28 protein-coding genes and 1 tRNA gene are annotated in these 23,042 nt (G+C 64.2%); 14 read left to right on the forward strand and 15 right to left on the reverse strand.

The annotated features are described in order from the left end of the window. Nucleotide 1 precedes the first annotated feature (1 nt). The 6 genes from B3098_RS09065 to B3098_RS09090 form a co-directional block, all read right to left on the reverse strand. Nucleotides 2-562 carry a DUF2857 domain-containing protein gene (locus tag B3098_RS09065; protein ID WP_012112314.1) on the reverse strand — a complete coding sequence of 187 codons (561 nt, stop codon included), beginning with the start codon at nucleotides 560-562 and terminating at the stop codon, nucleotides 2-4. 15 nt (nucleotides 563-577) lie between these two features. After that, the gene (locus tag B3098_RS09070) at nucleotides 578-2,242 is read right to left on the reverse strand and encodes a ParB family protein (RefSeq protein ID WP_012112313.1); all 1,665 of its coding nucleotides are present in this window, start codon (nucleotides 2,240-2,242) and stop codon (nucleotides 578-580) included. Continuing rightward, nucleotides 2,235-2,495 (reverse strand): hypothetical protein, encoded by a 261-nt coding sequence (locus tag B3098_RS09075; RefSeq protein ID WP_012112312.1) that lies wholly within the window; start codon nucleotides 2,493-2,495, stop codon nucleotides 2,235-2,237. The genes B3098_RS09070 and B3098_RS09075 overlap by 8 nt, the downstream gene beginning before the upstream one ends. Continuing rightward, on the reverse strand, nucleotides 2,479-3,354 hold the full coding sequence (locus B3098_RS09080; protein ID WP_012112311.1) for a ParA family protein: 876 nt from the start codon (nucleotides 3,352-3,354) through the stop codon (nucleotides 2,479-2,481). The genes B3098_RS09075 and B3098_RS09080 overlap by 17 nt, the downstream gene beginning before the upstream one ends. A 42-nt stretch (nucleotides 3,355-3,396) precedes the next feature. Continuing rightward, nucleotides 3,397-3,609: an AlpA family transcriptional regulator gene (locus B3098_RS09085; RefSeq protein WP_012112310.1), complete on the reverse strand. Its 213-nt coding sequence runs from the start codon at nucleotides 3,607-3,609 to the stop codon at nucleotides 3,397-3,399. A 118-nt stretch (nucleotides 3,610-3,727) separates the two neighbouring features. Beyond that, the gene (locus tag B3098_RS09090) at nucleotides 3,728-4,474 is read right to left on the reverse strand and encodes a hypothetical protein (protein ID WP_012112309.1); all 747 of its coding nucleotides are present in this window, start codon (nucleotides 4,472-4,474) and stop codon (nucleotides 3,728-3,730) included. Between the two features lie 901 nt (nucleotides 4,475-5,375). On the opposite strand from B3098_RS09090, the gene B3098_RS09095 reads away from it, so the two are divergent. From B3098_RS09095 to B3098_RS09105, 3 genes are all read left to right on the forward strand, one after another. Then, nucleotides 5,376-5,449, forward strand: a tRNA-Cys gene (locus tag B3098_RS09095). Between the two features lie 100 nt (nucleotides 5,450-5,549). Next, nucleotides 5,550-5,885, forward strand: coding sequence for a hypothetical protein (locus B3098_RS09100; protein ID WP_313369240.1), 336 nt, complete (start codon nucleotides 5,550-5,552; stop codon nucleotides 5,883-5,885). A gap of 4 nt (nucleotides 5,886-5,889) precedes the next feature. Continuing rightward, nucleotides 5,890-6,489 carry a DUF2946 family protein gene (locus B3098_RS09105; RefSeq protein ID WP_286894582.1) on the forward strand — a complete coding sequence of 200 codons (600 nt, stop codon included), beginning with the start codon at nucleotides 5,890-5,892 and terminating at the stop codon, nucleotides 6,487-6,489. Between the two features lie 15 nt (nucleotides 6,490-6,504). Here the strand turns inward: B3098_RS09105 and B3098_RS09110 are convergent, their stop codons facing one another. Continuing rightward, nucleotides 6,505-6,960 (reverse strand): nuclear transport factor 2 family protein, encoded by a 456-nt coding sequence (locus B3098_RS09110; RefSeq protein WP_239216276.1) that lies wholly within the window; start codon nucleotides 6,958-6,960, stop codon nucleotides 6,505-6,507. Between the two features lie 117 nt (nucleotides 6,961-7,077). Further along, nucleotides 7,078-7,479 carry a DoxX family protein gene (locus B3098_RS09115; RefSeq protein WP_105237569.1) on the reverse strand — a complete coding sequence of 134 codons (402 nt, stop codon included), beginning with the start codon at nucleotides 7,477-7,479 and terminating at the stop codon, nucleotides 7,078-7,080. 132 nt (nucleotides 7,480-7,611) lie between these two features. Between B3098_RS09115 and B3098_RS09120 the strand changes: the two genes are divergently transcribed. The 5 genes from B3098_RS09120 to B3098_RS09140 all read left to right on the forward strand — a co-directional run bounded on the left by B3098_RS09120 (nucleotide 7,612) and on the right by B3098_RS09140 (nucleotide 11,831). Beyond that, nucleotides 7,612-8,544, forward strand: a complete 933-nt coding sequence (locus B3098_RS09120) for a LysR family transcriptional regulator (protein ID WP_286894583.1) — start codon at nucleotides 7,612-7,614, stop codon at nucleotides 8,542-8,544. A gap of 10 nt (nucleotides 8,545-8,554) precedes the next feature. Then, on the forward strand, nucleotides 8,555-9,136 hold the full coding sequence (locus B3098_RS09125) for an NUDIX hydrolase (protein WP_175123172.1): 582 nt from the start codon (nucleotides 8,555-8,557) through the stop codon (nucleotides 9,134-9,136). Continuing rightward, the gene (gene aat, locus B3098_RS09130) at nucleotides 9,133-9,903 is read left to right on the forward strand and encodes a leucyl/phenylalanyl-tRNA--protein transferase (protein WP_175137198.1); all 771 of its coding nucleotides are present in this window, start codon (nucleotides 9,133-9,135) and stop codon (nucleotides 9,901-9,903) included. The genes B3098_RS09125 and aat overlap by 4 nt, the downstream gene beginning before the upstream one ends. Before the next feature lie 84 nt (nucleotides 9,904-9,987). After that, nucleotides 9,988-10,725 (forward strand): arginyltransferase, encoded by a 738-nt coding sequence (locus B3098_RS09135; RefSeq protein ID WP_175137197.1) that lies wholly within the window; start codon nucleotides 9,988-9,990, stop codon nucleotides 10,723-10,725. A 62-nt stretch (nucleotides 10,726-10,787) separates the two neighbouring features. Continuing rightward, nucleotides 10,788-11,831 carry a quinone-dependent dihydroorotate dehydrogenase gene (locus B3098_RS09140; RefSeq protein WP_286894584.1) on the forward strand — a complete coding sequence of 348 codons (1,044 nt, stop codon included), beginning with the start codon at nucleotides 10,788-10,790 and terminating at the stop codon, nucleotides 11,829-11,831. A 128-nt stretch (nucleotides 11,832-11,959) separates the two neighbouring features. On the opposite strand, the gene phaP is transcribed toward B3098_RS09140, so the two are convergent. Further along, entirely contained in the window at nucleotides 11,960-12,538 is a 579-nt protein-coding gene (phaP, locus tag B3098_RS09145; protein ID WP_105237564.1) for a TIGR01841 family phasin, read from the reverse strand. Nucleotides 12,539-12,919: 381 nt separating this feature from the next. On the opposite strand from phaP, the gene B3098_RS09150 reads away from it, so the two are divergent. Then, a complete protein-coding gene (locus B3098_RS09150) occupies nucleotides 12,920-13,897 on the forward strand; it encodes a tripartite tricarboxylate transporter substrate binding protein BugD (protein WP_056568785.1) in 978 nt (325 codons plus the stop codon). 100 nt (nucleotides 13,898-13,997) lie between these two features. Here B3098_RS09150 and B3098_RS09155 read toward each other — a convergent pair whose 3' ends face one another. The 3 genes from B3098_RS09155 to B3098_RS09165 form a co-directional block, all read right to left on the reverse strand. Further along, on the reverse strand, nucleotides 13,998-14,861 hold the full coding sequence (locus tag B3098_RS09155) for an IclR family transcriptional regulator (protein ID WP_175123176.1): 864 nt from the start codon (nucleotides 14,859-14,861) through the stop codon (nucleotides 13,998-14,000). Between the two features lie 148 nt (nucleotides 14,862-15,009). Beyond that, nucleotides 15,010-15,825: a competence/damage-inducible protein A gene (locus tag B3098_RS09160; protein ID WP_286894586.1), complete on the reverse strand. Its 816-nt coding sequence runs from the start codon at nucleotides 15,823-15,825 to the stop codon at nucleotides 15,010-15,012. Nucleotides 15,826-15,856: 31 nt separating this feature from the next. Next, nucleotides 15,857-16,666 carry an EI24 domain-containing protein gene (locus B3098_RS09165; protein ID WP_239216270.1) on the reverse strand — a complete coding sequence of 270 codons (810 nt, stop codon included), beginning with the start codon at nucleotides 16,664-16,666 and terminating at the stop codon, nucleotides 15,857-15,859. Between the two features lie 63 nt (nucleotides 16,667-16,729). Here B3098_RS09165 and B3098_RS09170 point away from each other — a divergent pair, with 63 nt between their 5' ends. Beyond that, on the forward strand, nucleotides 16,730-17,113 hold the full coding sequence (locus tag B3098_RS09170; RefSeq protein ID WP_286894588.1) for a thioredoxin family protein: 384 nt from the start codon (nucleotides 16,730-16,732) through the stop codon (nucleotides 17,111-17,113). Nucleotides 17,114-17,205: 92 nt separating this feature from the next. Here the strand turns inward: B3098_RS09170 and B3098_RS09175 are convergent, their stop codons facing one another. The 3 genes from B3098_RS09175 to B3098_RS09185 all read right to left on the reverse strand — a co-directional run bounded on the left by B3098_RS09175 (nucleotide 17,206) and on the right by B3098_RS09185 (nucleotide 20,058). Beyond that, nucleotides 17,206-18,693, reverse strand: coding sequence for a DEAD/DEAH box helicase (locus B3098_RS09175; RefSeq protein WP_175123180.1), 1,488 nt, complete (start codon nucleotides 18,691-18,693; stop codon nucleotides 17,206-17,208). A gap of 283 nt (nucleotides 18,694-18,976) precedes the next feature. Then, on the reverse strand, nucleotides 18,977-19,312 hold the full coding sequence (locus B3098_RS09180) for an AzlD domain-containing protein (protein ID WP_175123181.1): 336 nt from the start codon (nucleotides 19,310-19,312) through the stop codon (nucleotides 18,977-18,979). Next, on the reverse strand, nucleotides 19,309-20,058 hold the full coding sequence (locus tag B3098_RS09185; RefSeq protein ID WP_175137193.1) for an AzlC family ABC transporter permease: 750 nt from the start codon (nucleotides 20,056-20,058) through the stop codon (nucleotides 19,309-19,311). Before B3098_RS09185 ends, B3098_RS09180 begins: the two co-directional genes overlap by 4 nt. 173 nt (nucleotides 20,059-20,231) lie before the next feature. Here B3098_RS09185 and B3098_RS09190 point away from each other — a divergent pair, with 173 nt between their 5' ends. The 4 genes from B3098_RS09190 to B3098_RS09205 all read left to right on the forward strand — a co-directional run bounded on the left by B3098_RS09190 (nucleotide 20,232) and on the right by B3098_RS09205 (nucleotide 23,040). After that, entirely contained in the window at nucleotides 20,232-21,152 is a 921-nt protein-coding gene (locus B3098_RS09190; protein ID WP_175123183.1) for a branched-chain amino acid transaminase, read from the forward strand. Nucleotides 21,153-21,240: 88 nt separating this feature from the next. Beyond that, nucleotides 21,241-21,459 (forward strand): zinc-finger domain-containing protein, encoded by a 219-nt coding sequence (locus tag B3098_RS09195; RefSeq protein ID WP_175123184.1) that lies wholly within the window; start codon nucleotides 21,241-21,243, stop codon nucleotides 21,457-21,459. 40 nt (nucleotides 21,460-21,499) lie between these two features. Then, nucleotides 21,500-21,922 (forward strand): YybH family protein, encoded by a 423-nt coding sequence (locus B3098_RS09200; protein ID WP_175123185.1) that lies wholly within the window; start codon nucleotides 21,500-21,502, stop codon nucleotides 21,920-21,922. 17 nt (nucleotides 21,923-21,939) lie between these two features. After that, the gene (locus tag B3098_RS09205) at nucleotides 21,940-23,040 is read left to right on the forward strand and encodes a YheT family hydrolase (RefSeq protein WP_056568815.1); all 1,101 of its coding nucleotides are present in this window, start codon (nucleotides 21,940-21,942) and stop codon (nucleotides 23,038-23,040) included. Nucleotides 23,041-23,042 lie beyond the last annotated feature (2 nt).

The following is a 23,042-nucleotide window of genomic DNA, read 5'->3' on the forward strand; positions in this document are numbered from 1 at the left end:
CTCAACCCAATCCCTGATCGATCCAGTTCTTGATCGCAGCCCAGACCACCGACAGCGGCAGTTCCATGCCTTCGGCGAGGTCCATTGCCGCATCAAGAACCGAGGTCTCATCCTCCAGCTCGACATTCCTGCTGCTGGTCACGGCCTTCCAGCGTCGCCACAGCTCGGTGTCCTGCTCCTCGTCCAGAACCGGATGGCGCCCCTTGCGTTTGGGCAGGCCGAGAACTTCACGCCGTAGCGCGACTTCCTGGTGCGTCAGCCCATAAAAACGGCTCGCCATTTCCGTACTGGCCCCCAGGCGCAACATGCGATCGACGGTGGCGATCTCCTTCTCCACGTCCTGCGCCTGTTTGAGCAATCGCCGGAGCACTTCCCGGTTCACCGAGACAGAGCACCACGAGACGCTGGCATTGGCCAGTACGCTGATCAGCGCCGGATGCTTGAGCGCATCCAATTCTTCCTCACCGAATCCCATCGCCTTGCAGCGGCGCAGTTGCCCGTTGCGCAGATCGTAGAGCGCCTGCGCGATGACGGCCTGGTTGAGTGGGTTAGGTGCGGACATGCGGGCCTCCCTCGCTCAGGTCCCAGGACCGAGAGCGCCGGCTTCCAGATCCAGCAGGCGCCGGGCCAGCCGCAGCAGACGAAACAGCTTGACCAGCGCGGTGTCGCTCAATCGCCGGGCCCCGTCGGCATGACGTTGGCCTTGGCCGTGCAACAGCGCTGGCAGGTCGGTGACGAAGTGCCCGCCGTCCAAGCCCACGTCGGCCGACTGCTGACCGGCCAGGGAAACCAGCAGCGCGAGCACGGCACGTGCGAGCGGCGACGAAACCTGGGTCGGGGCACGACACGCGAACCCGATGCCATCTGAACGATCCTCGACACACGCGTCCAGGTCGACCTCGCCCGCGATCTCGCGCGCGAACTGCGCGATGTGGACGCGCAGGCGGCCGGGTGCGTCGAGACCTGGGTCGATATGCCAGATGTCCGAGATGGGATAGAGGCCACCGGCCTGCACGGGAATCGACTGCAGCACGTTGGCCGAGAAGTCGGGCGGAAGCGCATCGCCCAACTGGTCGGCGACCATGCGCTGGATGGACTGGAGCCGCTGCGTCGTGGGTGCCGGAGAGACGATGTGCTCGTCAAGTAGATCGCCAGCCGCTGCCGCAGGGGTGGCTGCGGATGCCTCACGCGGGGCCGCATCGTCCTGGGGCCTTGTCGGCGCGGCGGCAGAGTGGCCTGCAGAATGTGCTGCTGTGGCGGGGGACGGTGCCGGTTCAATCGGCGGCCGTGCGATGGCCCCAGGCTCAGGCAATGCCGGCGGCGCCGATGGCGGGGTTGGGTCGCTGACCAGGGCGCGGTGGCGGCTCTCGGATTCGGTCAGGTCCAGGGCAAGCACGTCGTAGTCGATGCCCAGCAGCTCGGACATCTGACCGATCAACTCGTCCTGCACACGCTGCGGCGAGAACTCGTCGGCCTGGGTATCGAACTGCGACAGCACTTCTTGGAAGAAACTGTCGAAGTCGAGCGGCAGGGAGCGGCCCTTGGCATAGTGCTCCCACGTGCGCTCACTGGCCTTGCGCATGACCGACAGCCGCTCGACCTGGTGGCGACCGAGGCCACCATACAGCACGGTCGGGATCGCAGGCAGCAGGTAGCGCACCGCATCGGCCATGCGGCTGATGTGTGACTGCTGCACGGGGAAGCCGTCGGCGCCCAAGCGACGGGCCAGCTCGGACTGGCTCAAGGTCGTGCTGCTTTCCGCTTCATAGAACTCGCGCGCCTTCTCGACGCCGAGGGCGCGCTCGATGAACGTCAAGCCGCCACGCAGTTCGTTCTCGGCGAGGTGCCCGGTCAGCGCGACGATCTCCCCGCGCGCAGGCCACGGCCGGAACAGGCACGATATGCGGAAGAAGCGCTCGTCCTTCGTTTCTGTCCAGAGTTCGCGCAGGATCGCCAGCCTGGTGTTGCCGCCGTTGCGGATGATGTAGTGCGCCTCGCCAGGACGGCGTGTGATGGCTGGCGCCGCATCCAGGCCGCGCTCGCGGATGGAGGCCTTGATTTCATCGTAGGCCGAGTTGCGCTTTTTGCGGGGATCGTGGTCGTAGGGCCGCAACTGGTCCAGCGTCACGACCATCGGCGTGTCGGCGATGGGGTCACTCAAAGCCGTGGCCGATGGCCCACTGCGCTCGAACCCGGCGGCAAGCAGCTTGCCGGCCATGTCCTGGGAGGTCATCTCAGCCATGGCCGCATCCCTCGGCGTTGGCGGGCCGGGCCATGCGGGCCTCGCGCTCGGCTCGGCGGATCTGCGCACGGGCATTGAGGTCTGCCCGGTAATCGCTCGCTGTCGAGCTGGTGTAGATGGCGGCGCAGCCGGTCTTGGTGAATTTGAGGTGTCCACCCCGAGTACGTTTGACGTGCCAGCCTTCGCTCACCGCAAACTCGATCAGGGCGCGCAGTCGCTTGTGGCCACGGGACAGTTCATGTGCGCTCGCCACGGGACCTCCCGGTTTCAATAGAACGTGGAGGACGGCCGGACACGCGGGCGAATCTGTCTTGCCACTGCGGGAACAGTTCGCCGGCGAGCGTGCGCATGGTGTCGAGCGCAGCGGGCGCAACTCTGCCTGGTGGCTGTCGATACTCGACGCGATGCACCGGCATGCCGCGGGTTGCAGCGCGCGGATAGGCTTCGATGGCCGGCACGTCGGTGCCCAGCACGCGGATGCCCGTGTGATCCTGAAATAGGTCGTGCAGCGCCTGCTGGATCATGCGTGCGTTGGCGGACACGGGGTGGACACGATTGATGAGTAGGTGCAGCGGTGGCGGTTCGATGCCAAGGTGCCGATACGGCGCGATGTCCTCCAGCAACTGCATGGTGCCGCGCCGCAGTTCGCGGGCCGCAAGGATTTCCGGGGTCACGGGTGACAGCGCCAGGCCGGAGGCGAGCACCGCCATCTCCAACAGCACCGAGCGCGCGCCTTGGGTGTCGATTAGCACCAGGTCATAGAGCGGCGCCAGCGCCGGCAGCAGGTGGCGCAACCGCAGGCGCCCGTCTGGCGCGTGCAGCAGCAAGGTGTTCAGTTCACCCCGGTGGTCGTTCGAGAGCACCAGGTCCAGGCCCGCGATGATGGTGCGGGACACGAGCTGGTCGAGACCGCGCTCGTTGAACGCCAGCAGCTCATAGATGCCGCCGGGCGCGCGGTGAGCCAGATCGTAGTAGGAGGACAAGGTGGGCTGCACGTCGAGATCGAGCAGCAGCACGCGCAGCCCCGCGTCCGCGGCGAGCCCGCCGAGGTTGGCGGCCGTGGTCGTCTTGCCGACGCCACCTTTCGTTGAAATGATGGATACGACCTGCATGGCGCTCTCCGTTTGGCGATGGGAAGTCCGAGGGGGAGCGAGTCAGGTGCGGTTGTTAAGGCGTTCGGCGATCCACTGATCGATCTCGACCGAATCCCAGCCCACCGCGCGCACGCCAAGGCGCAACGCCTGTGGAAACTGGCGCTTCTTCATCAGGTTGTAGATGTGGGCGCGTTTGAAGCCGGACTTCGCTTCAACTTCATCGAGCCGCAGGATGCGGCGCTCGTGCGGTGGCAGTACAGGTACTTGCGACATGGCGGTCACTCCTGAACGCTCAGTGGCGTTTGTTGGCGTGACCTCTATTCAATAGACATGGCTGCAAAAAGACATTGCAAATGCAATCTCCGAGACTGCACATACAAGATGGAAGAATTCACGCGGCTGCGCTACGCACATTCTTCCTGGCGTTGGCGAACTTGCCGTTCAAGGTTCGCTCCGTGATGCCCATGGTGCCGCCATAGTGGGCGAGCAATGCGGTGACGATTGCCTCCTGCGTCTTGAAGCTGGAGTACGGCACACCCGATGGGGATTGACCCAGCATCAGCGTCAGCATGCCACCGATGATGTTCAGGTACGTGGTCTCCGCTCGATCACTGATCGCGCACTGCTTGGATGCCAACAGCACCGCGGACTGCTTGAGCAAGGCTTCGTGTTGCGCTTGAAGTTTGCGCATCTCACGCCGGCTATGGTCCAGCGCGGCCTGCAGAGCCTGCCGTTCCAGCAGGATTGCCTGTCCTGTTTCCAGGGTGATGGAGGGATGCGCCATGCGCTCGCTGCGGCTGAACAGGAATCCGGGTCGATGCTCAGGATAGTGAGTGCGCATCCAGCGTTTCAGATCGACGTGGCGGATGGTCAGATCGGGTGAACTCACCAACTCTGGGTCATTGAGCGTGATCCCGTTCTTGCCAAAGGGCAGTTCCGAGTTGAGGATGCCGTCGTAGATGCGTTCCGAGTACAGCCGACACTCGTTCCATCGCGGGCAGTCCAATGTCTGCGGCAGGCACCGCGGTGATGCGATCGAGGCGAGGATCGACGCCTTGTACCGCAACAACCCAGCCCACCGTATGGCAGCTTCGATGGGACGATAGAACACCTTTGATAATGGTGGCTCCTTGTGCATGTTTTCGTCTCCTTTCGGAAGCGCTACATCACCGGCTCCTTTCTCGCCCTGCCAAGGGCTGTTGTGTCGTTATGCCTGTGGCGGATGCCAGGGACGAATGCCCCGGAACGTGGGCGGACGAGATCATGGCATCCGCCACAGGTGGCCCTCTCTTGCTCAATGTGCAAGAATCGACCAGTTGCCGGCCCGTCGAGTAACAAGGAAGAAGCACGCTCGACAATGGCGCTCACGGTGCCAGCGTCATGGGGTGCGTCAGGCGTATCAAGACCGATTCGCTATGGTCTGATATCCCTACGGTTTCACAAGTCGCGCTGGGGCGCAGTCGTTGCTCAACGTCCAGAGGGACGCAGAGAAAACCGCGCGTGTGATGCTTGTTCTGGCATCCTGATATATCGACATAGCATCCAGCGATCCTGGGCTGTGGCCAGTTTGAGGCTGTTGCGCGCCGCTCCCACACGGTCGCCAGCTGACCAGGTGATGTGAACATGCGCCCCATCTTTCCTTGCTCGCCGCTTGGCCTTCATCACGAACAGCCTTGGGCTGTGGTGCGCACGGCATCAAACCAAGCGCGGTCTCAACGTTCGATGCTGATGCCATTCCTGACGCAAGGAGACCTGAGTGTCGAGCGGCGTTGCAGGGGCGGGCCTCTGGTAGCCGTGTATTCTGCGTCGGTTGTCAGGGGATGAAATGGCAGTCCTTGGACGCTGATGGAAGTTGTTGGATGAGTTTTGTTGCCGAGGGCGAAGAACAAGGCTATAATTCAGGCCTTCGCTGCTCACGGCGGCGAAGAATGTGATTGGGAAACAAGGATTTAGCGCCCTAGTGCCTGTCTCGTCTCCCGCTCCAAATACAAAGAGGAAGCATCGGCCAACACCGCGCTTCCTTTTTTCTTGCAAGTGCTGGCGCAATGGCAGAGTGGTTATGCAGCGGATTGCAAATCCGTGTACGTCGGTTCGATTCCGGCTTGCGCCTCCAGCATCTTTCCCCCCCTCCCCAGCATCTCGTTACCCATCCCTACGCCCGGTCAGGCGGATGATTGTTATGGTGACCCCGTTTTCATTTGAACGATGAGTCCATGCACAACATCCCGGTATCGCAATCGCGCCGCTTTACTGCCCGCCCCGCTTTCCTGAGCCTGTCCGCCGCCGCGCTGATCGCACTAGCGCCGCTGGCTGCCGAGGCGCATGACAAGCACCATCACCACCGCCACAAGGGCGGCGAGTACAAGGAAAAGTATTGGGATGGCGCCTGCAAGGTCGAGCGCAAGTGGAAGCGCAACGGCGACTACAGCGAAAAGCGCAAATGCCGTGACGACTATGCTTATGGCTACGCACCGCAACCCGTGGCGGTGCCCGTGATGCCGGTGCAACCTGGCATCGTCATCTCGCCCACGATCGTCATCCGCCCTTGAGACCATGGATCAATCGGTAAAGGACGCCCTCGCCCGCTGGCCGAATGTGCCGGCTGTCTACGGATGGCTGTCGCTGGATGCGCGCGGCCGCTGGCGCCTTCATCCCCAAGGCCAGGCCAATGACGGCGGGCCGGGCGAGCCGATTACCAATACGCAGATCCTGGAATTCATCAGCCGCAATTACGAACGCGACGATGACGGCCGCTGGTTTTTCCAGAACGGCCCGCAGCGGGTGTTCGTGCGCCTGGACGCGGCGCCCTTTGTGTTGCGGCTTGCCGATGACAATCGCGGCCTCGTCACGCACACGGATGCGTCCGTCGACGCAGTCAGCGCGTGGTGGCTGGATGATGAAGGCCAGCTCTACGCATCGACGCCGATGGGCGCCGGCATCGTGCTGGACCGTGATTTGCAGCCGCTGCTGGATATGATGCGGACGCAAGCTGGTGGTCCGCTGCTGGACGCGCTGGCCGAACTGGCGGCTAGCCATTCGATGACAGCCGTCTGGCCTGACGTGTACGCGGCAGCGCCGCTGCACGCAATCGCGCAGGCAGACATCGCCGCGCGCCTGGGATTTGACCCCGCCCCGCACGCCCCCGCGGCCTGACGGGCCAGCGCAAACTCAGAACATCCCGTTGCTGTTGGCGGCCTTCTCGGGAATCGGTTGCACGGCATCCCAATGTTCGACGATCTTGCCGCCTTCCAGGCGAAAGATGTCGATGATGGCGTTGCCGCGCGTACCCGGCTCGCGCACGGCGTGGACATGCAGGATGACGTAATCGCCATCCGTGAACACGCGCTTGATTTCGCTGTGCGAGGCGGGATACTTGTCGCGCAGGAATGCGATGAATTGCCGGAAGCCCTCGGGGCCGTCGGCCGCGTTGGGATTGTGCTGCACATAACGATCGCCCACGTACTTGAGCGCGGCGTCCGCGTCTTTCTGGTTCAAGCCTTTTTCATAGAACGCCAGGACGGCAGCCTTGTTGGCGGCTTCCTGTTCGGGCGTGGCTTGCGCGGCGCAGGCCAGGACGGAAAACAGCAGTGCGGCAAACGTGCGCATGAACATAGGCCGGGACATATCGACTCCAGATAAAAAAGGCGAAGCCATTCTATGGCCCCGCCTTCGCGCGGGCCACGTCCGGCCCGGTAAACAGATTGATGCGCGTAGCGCTCAGTGGCTTGACGCCGCTATGGCTCAGCGGCGGCCGCTTTTGACCAGCGCGAACTTGCCGTCGCCCAACAGCGCCAGGACGGCAGCCGCCACGGTCAGGAAAATCGGATATTCCCAACCGCCGCCCGGGTTGCCGAAGCCCCAGCCATTGCCAAAATGGACCGTCGACGCCGCGAAGAGCTGCACCACGGCAATCGCAGCGACCCAGCGCGGCACCACGCCCAGGATCAGCAGGATGCCGCCGGCCACTTCGAAAAACGTGACGGGATAGGCCAACCAGCTGGCAAAACCGATCTTGGCAAAGAACTGGGCGGTGCCGGGCAGCGTGAACACCAGCAGCTTGGTCAGGCCATGAGCCAGGAACATCACGCCCAGCGCCACGCGCAAGAGCAACGCAGCATACGGCGCGGTACGGGAATCAATCATTGCAATCATCCTTGTGCAGAAAAGCGAATCGCCCGGAGCAGGCAGATCCTTCTTGGGCCGTATTCTTGCGATTCCAAAAACAAAGATAAACATGCAGAATTGCAAATTATTGTTCCTCGATAGGAAACAATCTTGGACACCCATACCGCCATGCAGACCTATGCCAAGGTCGTCGAACTGGGCTCATTCGCGGCGGCAGCCGACAAGATGGGCCAGGCGCGATCTGTGGTGACGCGGCAGATCGCCTATCTGGAGCAGAAGTACGGCGTACGCCTGCTGAACCGCACGACGCGCAAGCTCAGCATGACGGACGCCGGACGCGCCTTCTATGACCGCGTCCGGCCCATTCTGGCGGAGGTTGCCGACCTGGAGCTGTCGCTGCAGGCGGAAGGCCAGCGGCCCAGCGGACGATTGCGGGTCAGCGCGCCCGTGTCCTTTGGCATCCTGCATCTGGGGCCAGCCATCGCCGAATACCTGCAGCGCTATCCGGACGTGGTGATCGACCTGGACCTGAACGACCGCGTGGTGGATCTGGTCGAGGACGGCTACGACGTCGCGGTGCGCATCGGCCCGCTGGTGGATTCGTCGCTGGTGGCCAGACCCCTGGCGCCGCAGCAACTGCTGGTCTGCGCAGCGCCGTCGTACCTGGAGCGCCACGGCGCGCCGGCCGTGCCTGAAGACCTGAAGCAGCATCGCTGCCTGCACTACGCCTACGCCAGCACGGGCAATGAATGGCATTTCGAGAAGGACGGCGTGACGCATCTGGTGCGCGTGAACGCGGCGTTGCGGGCCAATAACGGCGACGTGCTGCGCACCGCTGCACTGGCCGGCCACGGCATCATCCTGCAGCCGGAATTCCTGGTCGGGGATGACATACGCGCCGGACGTCTGACCGCCCTCTTGACCGGCTATGCCCACACGCCGATTTCCATGGTCGCCGTCTACCCGCACCGCCGCTTTCTGTCGCCCAAGGTCCGGTCGTTCGTCGAACACCTGGAAGCGCGGTTCGGCAGCCCCGTGCCCACGCCGCCGGCCCGGCGCGCCACGACCCGCCGCAGCCGGTAGAATCGTACCCATGACCGCCAAATCGCCCCTCGAATACTTCCCCGCCCCGCGCCGTTCCCACTTTTGCAGCCAGTGCGGCTCTCCGGTAAACCGCCGCGTGCCGGAAGGCGATAACCGCGAGCGTGACATCTGTGATCACTGCGGGGCGATCCATTACCAGAATCCGCGGCTGGTGGTCGGGACCGTGCCCGTCTGGGAAAACCGCATCCTGCTCTGCCGCCGCGCGATCGAACCCCGCTACAACACGTGGACCCTGCCCGCCGGCTTCATGGAGCTCGGCGAGAGCACGGCGCAAGGCGCGGCGCGGGAAACGCTGGAAGAGTCGGGCGCCAAAATCCAGTTGGGCGACATCTACACCATCATCGACGTCCCGCAGATCGAGCAGGTGCACGTGTTCTATCTCGCCCAGGCGGTGGGTCCGGAACTGGACCCGGGCCCGGAAAGCCTGGAAGCGCGCTGGTACGACGAATCCGAAATTCCCTGGGACGACCTGGCCTTCCGCACCGTCGCCAGCACCCTGCGCCTGTTCTTCGAGGACCGCAAACGCGGCACCTTCGGCCCGCATCACTACACCCTAGAATCCCACCGTTGAAACTGCCCTGGCTCGCCGCCGACACCCCGTTTCCTCCTGCGGAATTCGCGCTGACGGATCCGGACGGCCTGCTGGCCGCGGGCGCGGACCTGTCGCCGGAACGTCTGACCCAGGCGTATTCCAACGGCATCTTTCCGTGGTACTCGGAAGGCGAGCCCGTGCTTTGGTGGAGTCCGAATCCGCGCATGGTGCTGCCCGTGAAGGACTTTGCGCCGTCGCACTCGCTGCGCAAGCTGCTCCGCCAGATCGCCGCCCGGGAATACGAAGCCACGCCCAGCGTGCAGGTGCGGGTCGACACCGTGTTTCCCCAGGTCATGGCGGCCTGCGCCGCGCCGCGCGACGGCCAGCCGGGCACGTGGATCACCGCTGCCATGCAGGACGCCTACCGGCAGTGGCATGACGCCGGCGTCGTACACAGCATCGAAACCTGGATCGACGGGGAATTGGCGGGCGGACTGTACGGCATCAGCCTGGGACGCATGTTCTTCGGCGAATCCATGTTCACCCGCGTCCCGAACGCCTCGAAGATCGCGCTCGCGCATCTGGTTCGCTACCTGGACGCGCAGGGCGTCGAATGGATCGACTGCCAGCAGCAGACGCGCCATCTGGCCAGCATGGGCGCGGCTCCCGTGCCTCGGGAACACTTTCTGCGGCATGTTCGGCAAGCCACTCAACAGCCAGGCATTCCGTGGTCACGCGGCCGGCTGGACACGCGTGGGCAGCTGCATCCGGATACACCCGAGGGGACGGATTGCAGCCCGAGTTAAGCGTTAATATGGAGCCACTCCCGTCCCGGGTTTGCCGCCTATACGCGGGATATCCGATACGCCAGCTCCCATGAGCCAGCTCCAATGAGCCAGCTGAAAGAACTTCCCTTCTCCACGCTGCAGTTTTACGCAACCGCCCCCTACCCTTGCAGCTATCTGCCGGGTCGCCAGGCCCGGTCGCAGGTTGCCGCGCCCGGGCATTTGATCAACGCGGGCACGTATTCCCAATTGGTGGAACAAGGCTTTCGCCGCAGCGGTCTCTTCACCTACCGTCCCCATTGCGACAACTGCCAGGCCTGCATTCCCGTGCGCGTGGATACGGCCGGATTCGCCCCCAACCGCAGCCAGCGCCGTGCGTGGCGCGATCATCAGCATCTGCAGTCGTTCGTCGCGGAGCTGGCATGGTCGCCGGAACACTACCGGCTCTATACCCGGTATCAGCAGGGCCGGCATCCGGGCGGCGGCATGGACGAGGACAGCCGTACGCAGTACGCGCAGTTCCTCTTGACCAGCCGCGTCAACACCCGGCTGGTCGAGTTCCGCAACGCCGAGGGTGTGCTGGTGATGGTCTCCATCATCGACGTGCTGGACGACGGCCTGTCCTCGGTCTACACGTTCTATGACCCGGACATCGCCGATGGCCTGGGCACGTACAGCATTCTCTGGCAGGTAGAACAGTGCCGCGCGCTGAACCTGCCGTGGCTCTATCTGGGCTACTGGATCGCGGACAGCCGCAAGATGTCCTACAAATCGGCCTTCCGTCCGGCGCAGTTCCTGGTCGACGGGGAATGGCGCGACAGTCCCGAGCGCCCGCCCGCCTGAATCTGTTGCGGCGTCGTTTGCAATCGACGGGGACGGAGCAAATCGCTCTACAATCCCGGCCCATGTCTATCCTCTTCCACGCCTATCCCCTGGCCCGCCCGGCGCTCTTCGCCATGGATGCGGAAACCGCCCACGAAGTCACCCTCTCGGGCCTGCAGCGCGCCTATGAATGCGGCGCCACGCGCAAGCTCATGCACGCGCAGCCCAAGGCGCCCTGCACGCTGATGGGGATGCAGCTGGCCAACCCGATCGGGCTGGCCGCCGGCCTGGACAAGAACGGCGCCTACATCGACGCGCTGGGCAACCTGGGTTTCGGCTTCATCGAGGTGGGCACGGTCACGCCGCGCGCGCAACCCGGCAACCCCAAGCCGCGCATGTTCCGCCTGCCGCGCGCCAATGCGCTGATCAACCGGCTGGGCTTCAACAATCAGGGGCTCGACGCCTTTCTTGCCAACGTGCAGCGCAGCACGTGGCGCAAGCAAGGCGGGATCCTGGGGCTGAACATCGGCAAGAACGCGGACACGCCCATCGAAAGGGCCGCCGACGACTACCTGATCGGCCTGGACGGCGTGTACCCGCATGCCGACTACGTCACCGTGAACATCTCGTCGCCCAACACCAAGAACCTGCGTGCGCTGCAAAGCGGCGACGAGCTTTCTGCGCTGCTCGCGCAGTTGGCCGACAAGCGCCGCGCCCTGGAAGACCAGCACCAGCGCCGGGTCCCGATGGCAGTGAAGATCGCGCCGGACCTGTCACAGGAAGAAATCGACGCCATCGCCGAAATCCTTCCGCGCCACGGCATCGATGGCGTCATCGCCACCAACACCACGCTGTCGCGCGACGCGGTGAAGGGCCAGGCCCACTCGGAGGAGGCTGGCGGCCTGTCCGGCGCGCCCGTGCATCAACTGTCGCTGGCGGTGATCCGCCGCCTGAAGGAACGGCTGGGCAATAGCCTGGCCATCATCGGCGTGGGCGGCGTGCTGTCCGGACGGGAAGCCCGCGAAAAGATGGAAGCCGGCGCCGACGCGGTGCAGCTTTACACGGGCCTCATCTACCGTGGCCCCGGGTTGGTCGGCGAATGCGTGCGCGCCGTCGCGTCCCGCTGACAGCTGATAAAGACAAAAAACGCAGGCAAAAAAAGGGGCCACCCTGTGGGTGGCCCTAATTCCAGCTCTGCTCTGTCACTCAACAGTACTACATTACTGCGCTTTGCGCAGCACCGTGCGCCAAATACTTAGGCGCTGCGGCGGCTGCGGCCGGCAACCTTGGTCGCGGCGTCGGCGGCGTCCGTGGCGGCCTTGAAGGTCGCGTTGGCGGCGGCGTTCAGGTTCGACTCGGCGACTTCAGCGGCCTGCTTGGCAGCCTTGGTCATCGAATCGTAGGCGCTGGTCGCGGTGGCCAGCGAGGACTTGATCAGGGCGACGGCGCTTTCGGAACCGGTCGGGGCGTTCTTGGAGAACTGGTCGACGGCTTCGCTCAGCTGTTGCTGGCTTTCGGCGATCTGTTCTTCGGTCAGCTTGACCAGGCTGCCTTGCACGCCGGCAACGATGTCATACACGTGCTTGGTGTAGGCGAGGGCCTTTTCGGCGCCCGGTTGCAGCAGGCCCGTCGCGAACGCGGCGGCTTCCTGCGGATCCTTGACTTCAGCGGCTTGCTGCGACTTCTGGGCGACTTCGTCCAGGGTGGCCTTCACGACCTTCAGGTTCAGTTCGACCAGCTTTTCGAAGCCGGCGAAGACGGCGGTCTGGGCGGCCACGATGGTGTTGATGCTGGCCTTTTGACGGTCCAGAACTTGTTGCGGAATTGCGCTCATAGGATGCTCCTCTCAGGGTAGCCGGAGGCTGTCCGGCAGTAAGGATGGTTGTCTGCGACGAAATAAGAAACGTGCGCGGAAACTGGTACTACAAGCTACCGCCGGCCCGTTTGATGCACTGCACAATTGCCATTCTAGACTCGGTAAAAAACTTGTCAAGCAGTTTTTGTGCGGCGCAACAAGTGTTTGCACTTTAACGGTGCGCCCGCCTGCCGGGGCTTGATTCTGCTCAACGAATTCCTGGAACTCGGGAAATACCGGACATGACGCGGTATCAATTCTTTTCTACACTGTTTTCACGCTGATGACAGACAAATACCAATGATATGTCAGCGAAAGATAACTAATCGCAGCAAGCAAAACCCTGCAATCGGAGACCTCATGACTTTCATTCCCCGCACGCTTTCGGCCCTGCTCGCGGCCGGTGCCCTGTTCGCGGCCGGCGCCGCGCACGCGGAATATCCGGAACGCCCCATCAACATGGTGGTGCCGTTCGCGGCAGGCGGCCCGACGGACAACGTCGCCCGCTCCCTTGCGGAAGCCATGCGGCCCAGCCTGGGCCAGACGGTCGTCGTTGAAAACAAGGGCGGCGCCGGCGGCACCATCGGCACCACTCAGGTCGCCCGTGCCCAGCCGGACGGCTATTCCATCCTGTTGATGCACGCCGGCTTCTCGACCGCCCCGTCGCTCTACAAGAATCCGGGGTATGACCCCTTCACGAGCTTTGAGCCGGTCGGCTTGGTGGTCGACGTGCCCATGACCATCGTCGCCCGCTCGGACTTCCCGCCCAACACCATCGCCGAACTGGCCGACTACGTCAAAAAGAACAAGGACAAGGTCTCGCTCGCCAACGCGGGCATCGGCGCCGCCAGCCACCTGTGCGGCACGATGCTGGTCGAAGCCCTGGGCGTGCAACTGCTGACCATCCCGTACAAGGGCACCGCGCCCGCCATGAACGACCTGCTGGGCAAGCAGGTCGATCTGATGTGCGACCAGACCACCAACACCACGCAGCAGATCGAAGGCGGCAAGGTGAAGGCCTACGCCGTGACCAGCCTGAAGCGCGTTCCCACGCTGCCCAAGCTGCCGACCATGGACGAGTCCGGCTACAAGGGCTTTGAAGTGGGCATCTGGCATGGCATGTGGGTGCCGAAGGGCACGCCCAAGCCTGTCGTGGACAAGTTGGTCAAGAGCTTGCAGGCCGGTCTGGCCGATCCCAAGTTCCAGGAGCGCATGAAGCAACTCGGCGCCACCGTGCTGACGTCGGAAGCCAACCCCGATGCGCTGACCGCGAAGGTCAAGCAGCAAGTCCCGCAATGGGCCGAGCTGTTCAAGAAGGCCGGCATCGAAAAGCAATAAGCCCGCTTCCAGAGGCCGCCCGCTTCGGCGGCGCCTCTTGCGGCAACGGCCCATAAAAAAGCCCCCTCATGGGGGCTTTCTGTTTTGGCGTGCGCCGCAGCTACGGCCGCATGGCTTCGGCCGCCAGACCCAATCCGTTGAAACCCGAGGACACGGAGGGTTCGTAGCCCAGCGCTTCGGAAATGCTGGCGGCAGTTTCGACCAGCGCCTTGATCCAGTCGTCCTGCAGCCGTTCGGCCGGCGCCGAGATCGACAGCCCCGCCACCAGCTTGCCGGTGTCGTCAAAGATGCCGGCGGCGATGCAGCGTACGCCCAACTCCAGCTCTTCGTTATCGCGGGCGTAGCCGTGGCGGCGCACCAGGGCCAGTTCGCGTTCCAGTTTGTCCAGATCGGTCAGGCTGTTGCGCGTATGGCCGGCCAGCCCCGTGCGCAGCGCGTAGGCGCGCACTTGGCGCGTGTCGCCCGTGGACAGAAACAGTTTGCCGGTGGACGTCAGGTGCAGCGGCGCGCGGCCGCCGATGGCCCGCACCACCTGCATGCCGGAGCGTTCGCTCCAGGCGCGGTCGATGTAGACGATTTCGTCGCCCTGCTGGACGGAAAGATTGATGGTCTGCCCCGTCAGCTTGTGCAGCGACCGCATGGCGGGAATGGCCGCCTCGCGCACGTTCAGACGGCCCTTGACCAGCGATCCCAGCTCCAGCAGGCGCATGCCCAGCTGATACAGCCCGTTGTCGACCCGCTCGACATAGCGGCCGACGACCAGGTCGTTCAGGATGCGGTGGGCGGTGGAGGCGTGCAGACCGGTCGTGGCCGACAGCTCTTTGAGCGTGACCGGATCCGGTTGCGCGGCCAGGGCGTCGAGCAGACGCATCGCGCGTTCGATGACCTGAATGGCGATCGGATGGGCGGAAGCGCCTTCGGTTTCGGCGTCCAGCGGATTGCGAGGGGTGGGAAGACGGGCCATGGAATTTTGGGCTGGCGCCGCCACGCAAGACACGCGTTGCGGCAATGCAGCAAACAGTTCTTATCCCGTATTGTGAAATTTACCGGCCGGTTTGGCAAATGGTATTTGCGCAACGGGCGCGACCGGCGGTGCCCCGCCGTCGCGCAAATCAGGCCGCCGCCGGGGGCGCCAGCTTGCCGCCCAGGCGCAGGACTTCGGCGCGCAGGAATTCCAGCGCCGCTGCGGCGGCCTCGGGTTCGCCCTTCACGCCCAGCTCGATGTGGGGCGTGCCGCCCGCCTCGCCGACGCTGGGCAGACTGAACGCGCGGACGTCGGGCCAACGATTTTCCACAGTAACCATCGACGGCGTGATGCGCGATTCGGGCATGCTGAAAACCAGGAAGGAATGCTCGACGTGGGCACGAATATGCTGCAGCGCACGATAGCGGGTATCCAACGTCCATTCCAGCATTGGCCACGCCATGACGGGAAAGCCCGGCACGAAGGTGTGATCCTTGATGAAGAATCCCGGGATCCGGTTGTACGGATTGGGGACGATCTCGCAGCCTTCGGGAAACATGCCCATCTGCAGCCGCTGCTGGTTTTCCGGCGCACTCATGTCGGCGGTGCCCTGCCCCTTTTCCGCCATTTCGCGCGTGCGCAATGCGATGGCCTCCTCGGCTTCGGGATGCAGTGCCAGCGGCAGGCCAAGCGCAGCGGCCGCGGCCTGGCGGGTGTGGTCGTCGGGCGTGCCGCCGATGCCGCCACACGACAACACGACGTCGCCACTGGCGAAGCTGCGCTTGTAGGCGTCGACCAGACGGTCGCGCTCGTCAGGCAGGAATTCGGCCCAGCTCAGGTGCATGCCGCGCGCGCCCAGCATTTCGACGATCTGGGAAAAATGCTTGTCCTGGCGCCGCCCCGACAGGATTTCATCGCCAACGATGATGAGGCCGATACGGCGGGCGGTGGGTTCTGCAGCCATGTCCGATTCCATAGATAAGAAAAGACGCCGATCAGACGTCGATGACGCGGTCCTGCCGCAGGCGCTTGAGGGCTTCCAGGCCGTAGTGCGCGTAGACCAGCGCGGAAAACACCGGCAGGATAATCCACGCGGGCGGCAGCAGGTTCAGTAGCGAGCAAATCAGACCGATGGTCCAGAAGCCGCCGTTGTTCCGTTCCAGGATCAGTTTGCGTTCATCCGGGCTGGCGTGCTCGACGATCGCGTCGACGCGCATCATCCGCGAGAACGCGAAGGCCCACCAGAAGATGGACAGCACGATGGCCATGGGCGGCACGAGCCAGAGCGGCAGCGTCAGCACCCACCCCGCGGCGAACGCCGCGGACACCCACACGGCGTTCCACACGCTGACCGCGGTAGAGAACTTGCCGCGGCGGCCCACCGTGGCGTATTCGCGCTGACCGACGTGACGCAGCACCAGCGGCATGACGAAGACGGCGGCGATGGCCAGGCCCAGGATGCCGGACACCGGCAACAGGATGGCCGCGGCGATGACCGGAATCAGCCAGATCTTGAGCGAGAACAGGCCGACCGCGACTAACCATTGGTCGACGCGATTGACGATGTCCCATTGCGACACCTCGGTGCGCAACCAGTCGGTCAGGGGCGTCCAGAAAAACCAGAGCAGCAGGATGGCGCCAACAAGGGCGATCAGGAAAGGCAGCAGCACCGCGAACAGCATGGTCGGGTGGCACTGCGACACGAGCGCGCGCTTGAAAGCCTGTCCCACGCTTACGGCCCCCGCGCCGGCGCCGGACAGGCGGCCGTTTCCGGGGGTGGGCGGATCAGTACGCAGGACGGTCATGGCAATCAAATTGAGGGGTGAACAACCCGGGTATGATAGTCAAACCCGCCCCGATCCGCTCACATGTCTCTGCTTACTCCTGGTACCGATCTCGCCCCGCTGCGCGCGCGGCTGAGCGCCACGCCCAACACCTGGCTCATCGCCTGTTTCTGCGCCGCCTGGTGCGACACCTGCGAAGAATACAAGCCCAAATTGCAGGCCCTGGCCGGCGCCTTGCCGCAACACGTCTTTGCATGGGTCGACATCGAGGATCACGCTGAATTGCTGGGCGACGTGGACGTCGAAAACTTCCCCACGCTGCTGGTGCAGATCGGCGATCGTGTCGTGTTCTACGGCCCCATGCTGCCGCATATCGGCCACCTGGAGCGCCTGCTGGAAAGCCTTGACGAAGACAGCGCGGCCGTGACTACCGCCCTGCCCGATCTGCCGCGATTGCTGGCCGCCTGACATCGCGGCGCGTCCAACAAAAAACCCGCAACGCCTGAAGGCCTTGCGGGTTTTTTTGCGGTCCGAGGACCGGCGACCGGTATCGCGTGCGATCAGGGCTTGCGGCTGCCGCCGAGCAGGACGGCAAGCTGGCGCTTGGGCGCCGACGACGGTGCGGCATTGCTGCGCGAATCCTGTTCTTCGGCCGGCGCGGCAGTCGTCGAAGGCTCGTAAGGCTTCAGGAAGAAGTCGTCCACCGGTTGGCGCGAGCCGCCGCCATGATGGCTGGAGCGGCGGTCCGAAGAACGGCCGCGATCGCCACGGTCGCCGCGGCTTTCGCGGCTGCTCTCGCGCCCTTCGCGCGAATGCGAACCACCGTCGCTGCGGCGATGGCTGCGGGCGATCAGATCGGCCGGCACGTCGAGCGTGCCACGAGGCACTTCGCGCTTGATGAGCTTTTCGATGTCGAGCAGGAAACGCTCTTCATCGGCGGTGAACAGGGCAATGGCTTCGCCCGACGCACCCGCGCGGCCCGTGCGGCCGATGCGGTGCACGTAGTCTTCGGCGTTGTACGGCAAGTCGTAGTTGATGACGCAAGGCACGCCCGCCACATCCAGGCCGCGCGCGGCCACGTCGGTTGCGACCAGCACTTCGAGCTCGCCCGCCTTGAAGGCTTCCAGCGCTTTCATGCGGTCGGCCTGGGTTTTGTCGCCGTGAATCGATTCAGCCTTGACGCCGTCGCGTTCGAGGTCGCGCGCCAGGCGCGCCGTGCCGATCTTGGTGTTCGAGAAAACGATGACCTGATTCAGGCCGCGGGACTTCACCAGATGCACGACGGCGGCGCGCTTGGCGTCGCTGGTCATCTTGTAGGCGATCTGGGTGATGGTCGTCGCGGTGGCGTTGCGCGCCGCCACTTCGATTTCCACAGGCTGGTTCAGGTACGAACGGCCCAGCTTGCGGATTTCGTTGCTGAACGTGGCCGAGAACAAGAGGCCCTGGCGCTGCGCGGGCAGCAGCCGGATGATGCGTTCGAGATCGGGCAGAAAACCCATGTCGAGCATGCGGTCTGCTTCGTCCAGCACCAGGATGCCGACCTGGCTGAGGTTCACGTTCTTTTGTTCAACGTGGTCGAGCAGGCGGCCCGGCGTGGCGACCAGCACCTCGCAGCCGCGGCGCAGCGCTTCTTTCTGCGGACCGATATCCACGCCACCGAACACGACGGCCGAGCGCAGCGGCGTCTTCTTGCTGTAGCGCTTGACGCTCTCGAAGACCTGGTCCGCCAGTTCACGCGTGGGCGCCAGGATCAGCGCGCGCACCGGATGCCGGGCGGGCGAAGCACTGGTGTTGGCCAGCGGCATGAGACGGTGCAGGATCGGCACCGTGAAGGCCGCCGTCTTGCCGGTGCCGGTCTGCGCGGCGCCCATGACGTCACGACCCGACACCACGACGGGAATGGCCTGCGCCTGGATGGGCGTGGGGGTGGTGTAGCCGGTTTCGGCGATGGACTGCAACAACAGGGGGTGCAATCCGAAATCGTCGAACGTCGGCGCGGGCGCGGGCGCGTCAGCGGTGGGTGCTGCGGTTTGAGTGGATTCAGTCATCAGGGGTTAGGCAAATACCGGGACCAGTGAAAAAGAACAAAACGAGAGTGCTGCATGCACTGCTACATAAGGCATCGGGGCATCCATGCTGGATTCGATACTTATGAGGGCAGTACCAGGCCCGGATTGCTGTGGATTGATGAATTTTAGCGCAGCCGCCTTACCACACGGTCAAACGGTCTGTTTGAGGGCCGGTCGGCAGCACGATCCAACGGCCCACCGAGACAAAAAAAGTGCCTCGAGTGTCCATCAGACGGACGATGTGATCCTGGATTTATGGCCGTCAGCTGGCCAACCAGCGCAAACCCCAGAGCACCAGCATGCCGACCACGATCACGAGCACCGCGCTGCGGGTGCGCAGGAACACGAGGATGGCGACCAGCCCGGCGACCAGTTTGTAGTCGAACACAGGGCCCAGCCCGGCCTTCCAGGGCAGCAGATCGGGGACCACGATGGCAGTGAGCGCCGCGGCGGGTGCGTAGCGCAAGGCGCGGCGCACATTGTCGGACAGCGGAATGTAATCGCCAAACAGCATGAACCCGGCGCGCGTCAATACGCTGCACAGGGCAAGCAGCAGGATGGCGGAATAGACGTAGAGTTCCCAGGACCAATTTGTCATGGACGCGCCTTGAAGAAGCGTTCGGCCCACATGCCGGCGATGACGCCGGAGATCACCGCCGCGGCCAGCCCGAGGCGCAGGGGCATTGCCTGCCCCACCCAGGCGACGACGCCGGCGGCCAGCATCGACACCAGCATCGGTTTGGAACTGGCCAGCGGCACCGTGATGGCCAGCAGCGCCAGCACGGCGGCAAAATCCAGGGACCAATCGGTGGGAACCTGCGCGCCCAGATAGATGCCGATGATCGACGACGACTGCCAGACCAGCCAGCCCGGCACGATGGAACCCAGGAAGAACCAGAGTTGCTCGCGGGTCCCGCGTTCGACCGAGTCGCCAAAACGGGGCATGAACAGCACGAAGCCCATGTCCGTTGTGAAATAGCCGAGTCCCAGGCGCTTGGGCCACGACAGGTGGCGGAAATAGGGCTGCAGGGCGGCGCCGAAGATGATGAAACGCAGATTCACGACGCAGCCGGCCGCGAAGATCAGCCACAGCGGCGCGCCCGCGGCGATGAGCGGCAATGAGGTGAGCTGGGCCGAGCCGGCGTACAGCAGCAGCGTCATGGCGAGCGCCATGGATTCCGTCAGGCCGGACTTGACCATCGCCACACCGGTGACCAATCCCCAGGTCGCGGTGGCGATCAGGGCGGGCACGATGGCATGGACGCCGGCACGGAAGGCGGTCACGCGTTCCTGGCGGACCAGGGCTGGGTCTTCGGATTCAGGAAGCGCGGTTTCAGAGGACAACGGCTGGCCCCTGGCGATTCAGGCAGGACGACATGGATACTCGATGGGAATGAACTGCGCGAATAGGCCCGTATTGTAACCTCGCTGCTTGATACAATAGCGCCCTCGAGATTCTTGGCCCCCATGGCCTGGCGCACGGCGGCAGGTTTGGTGCGCACTGTGTGGAGAAGACCATGTCGATGGCTGACCGCGACGGTTTCATCTGGTATGACGGCAAGCTCGTCCCATGGCGAGACGCGACGACGCATGTCCTGACGCATTCGCTGCACTACGGGCTGTCCGTCTTCGAAGGCGTGCGCGCTTACAACTCCACCCTCGGCACGGCTATCTTCCGCCTCGAAGACCACACCAACCGGCTCTTCAATTCGGCGCACATCTATCAGATCCCCATGCCGTTCGATCGCGACACGATCAACGAGGCACAGCGGACGGTCGTGCGCGAAAACCAGCTTGAATCCGGCTACCTGCGCCCCCTCGTGTTCTACGGCCCCGAAAAAATGGGTGTGTCGCCCAAGGGCGCCCGGGTGCACGTGGCCATCGCGGCATGGCCCTGGGGCGCGTATCTGGGCGAAGAGGCGCTGTCCGGCGGCATCCGCGTGAAGGTCTCGTCGTTTGCGCGCCAGCACGTGAATGTCACGATGCCGCGCGCCAAGGTCGCCACCACCTACGCCAATTCCATCCTGGCCAATACCGAAGCCCTGCAGGACGGCTACGACGAGGCCCTGCTGCTGGACACCGACGGCTTCGTGGCCGAAGGCTCCGGCGAAAATCTTTTTCTGGTCAAGGACGGGGTGCTCTGCGAACCCGAGATCGCTTCCGCCCTGACCGGCATCACCCGCTCGACCATTCACGCCCTGGCGGCCGACCTCGGCCTGCGTGTGGTCACCAAGCGGCTCACCCGCGACGACGTCTACATCGCGGACGAGGCGTTCTTCACCGGCACGGCCGCTGAAGTCACGCCCATCCGCGAAGTCGACAACCGCCAGATCGGCTCGGGCCGGCGTGGTCCAGTCACCGAACTATTGCAGAACGCGTTTTTTGACGTGGTGAATGGCCGCAACCCGAAGTACCATCACTGGCTAAGTAAAGTCTGATTCTCAATTCTGATTGGCGCGCTTTTGCCCAGCAAGACCGCATCATTGTTTCAACCTGCCGTCTATCGGTTTTTTTTCAGGAATATCCATGACCGCTGCTGCCCCGGCCGCCGGCTCCCGCGCTAACGAAGTCATCGAGGTCGGCGCCGAAGACCTTCCCGTGTTCTGTCCCGGCCCCAAGGCTCCGCTCTGGAGCATGCACCCCCGCGTCTTCCTGGACGTGGCCCGCACCGGTTCCGCAAGCTGCGCCTACTGTGGCGCCGAGTACCGCCTGAAGGCCGGCACGGTGTTGCACGGCCACCATTGAGCGGCACCGCCCCATAACACGCTTAACCGTTTCAGCAGCCATGTTCGCCACGCCCGAAGAAGCAGAACACGCGTTCTACGAAGCCCTTGAGCAGGCGGACGCCGTCCGCCTGATGCAGGTCTGGGCCGACGACGAGGAAGTCGTATGCATCCATCCGGGAGGGCTGCGCGTCGTCGGCCATTCCGCGGTGCACGAGTCCTGGCAACAGGTGCTGGCCAACGGTCCGTTGCATGTGCGTCCACTGCGCCCGCTTGTCATGCTCAGCATGATGTGCGCGGTGCATGTCCTGGTGGAACAGGTCGCGGTGCGCACGCGTGAGGGCACGCAGTTCGCCAACTGCTACGCCACCAACATCTACCACAAGGGCCCCACGGGCTGGCGCATGGTCATGCACCATGCCTCGCAGGCGCCCTCCGAAGCCGGGGTGCTCGACCTGCACGACGTGCCCGACATGCTTCATTGAACGCGGTGGATTCCCAGTTGGCCGCTGCTCGTCTTGATACAACGCCCTGCCCTGTACCCCCCTGGCTCCCCGGGGGCGACAGCCAGACGGTCTACGCCGCCCTGTTCGCGCAGTATCACCGCATCGCGTTCGTGCGCGATCGCGTCGACACGCCCGATACGGACTTCGTCGACTTCGACTGGACAGGCCCTGGTCTGTTTCCGCACAAGGCCGCCGATGGCGCGCCGGTGAGCGGCCAACGTCCGGTCGGCAACGGCAAGACCGCCGCGGCGCGCTGGATGACGGACGCAGACTGGAAGTCGCTGCCGCAAACGCCCGACACCCCTGCCCTGATCCTGTTCCACGGCCTGGAAGGCGGCAGCAACAGCCGCTATGCGCAGTCCGTCGCGCATTATTTCCGGGCGCGCGGGTGGATCGTGGTCATCGCGCATTTCCGGGGTTGCTCGGGCGTGCCCAACCGGCTGGCCCGCGCGTATTACTCGGGTGACTCGGCCGAGGTCGGATTTCTGCTGAACACCGTGCGCCAGCGCATTCCCCACGCGCGCTGGCATGCCGTCGGCGTATCGCTGGGCGGCAACGCGCTGCTGAAGTATCTGGGGGAACACCAGGAAGACACCACGTGGCTGACCGCCTGCGCCGGCGTGTCGGCGCCGCTGGATCTGGTCGCCTGCGGCAAGACGCTATCCACCGGCATCTTCAACCGGCGCGTGTATACGGCGCATTTTCTGAAGACGCTCAAGCACAAGGTCCTGGAAAAAGCGCACCGGTTCCCGGGTTCCATCGACGTCATGCGAATCGCGCACGCGCACGACCTGCGCGAGTTCGACGACACCTATACCGCGCCGATGCACGGTTTTCGCAATGCGCTGGACTACTGGACGCGCGCCTCCAGCAAGCCGTGGTTGCCCAAGATCGCCGTGCCGACGCTGGTGCTGAACGCGCGCAACGACCCCTTCATTCCTGCCGCTTCGCTGCCGAAACCTGACGAGTGTGCGCCGGGCATCCTGCTGCACCAGCCTTCCGACGGCGGGCACGCGGGCTTTCCGACAGGCAGCTTTCCGGGGCATCTGAACTGGCTGCCGCAGCGGCTGGGGCGGTTCTTCGAAACAGGACTCTAAGC

Origin of the sequence: Achromobacter sp. UBA2119, from assembly GCF_002331005.1 — a bacterium.
GTDB lineage: Bacteria > Pseudomonadota > Gammaproteobacteria > Burkholderiales > Burkholderiaceae_B > Achromobacter > Achromobacter animicus.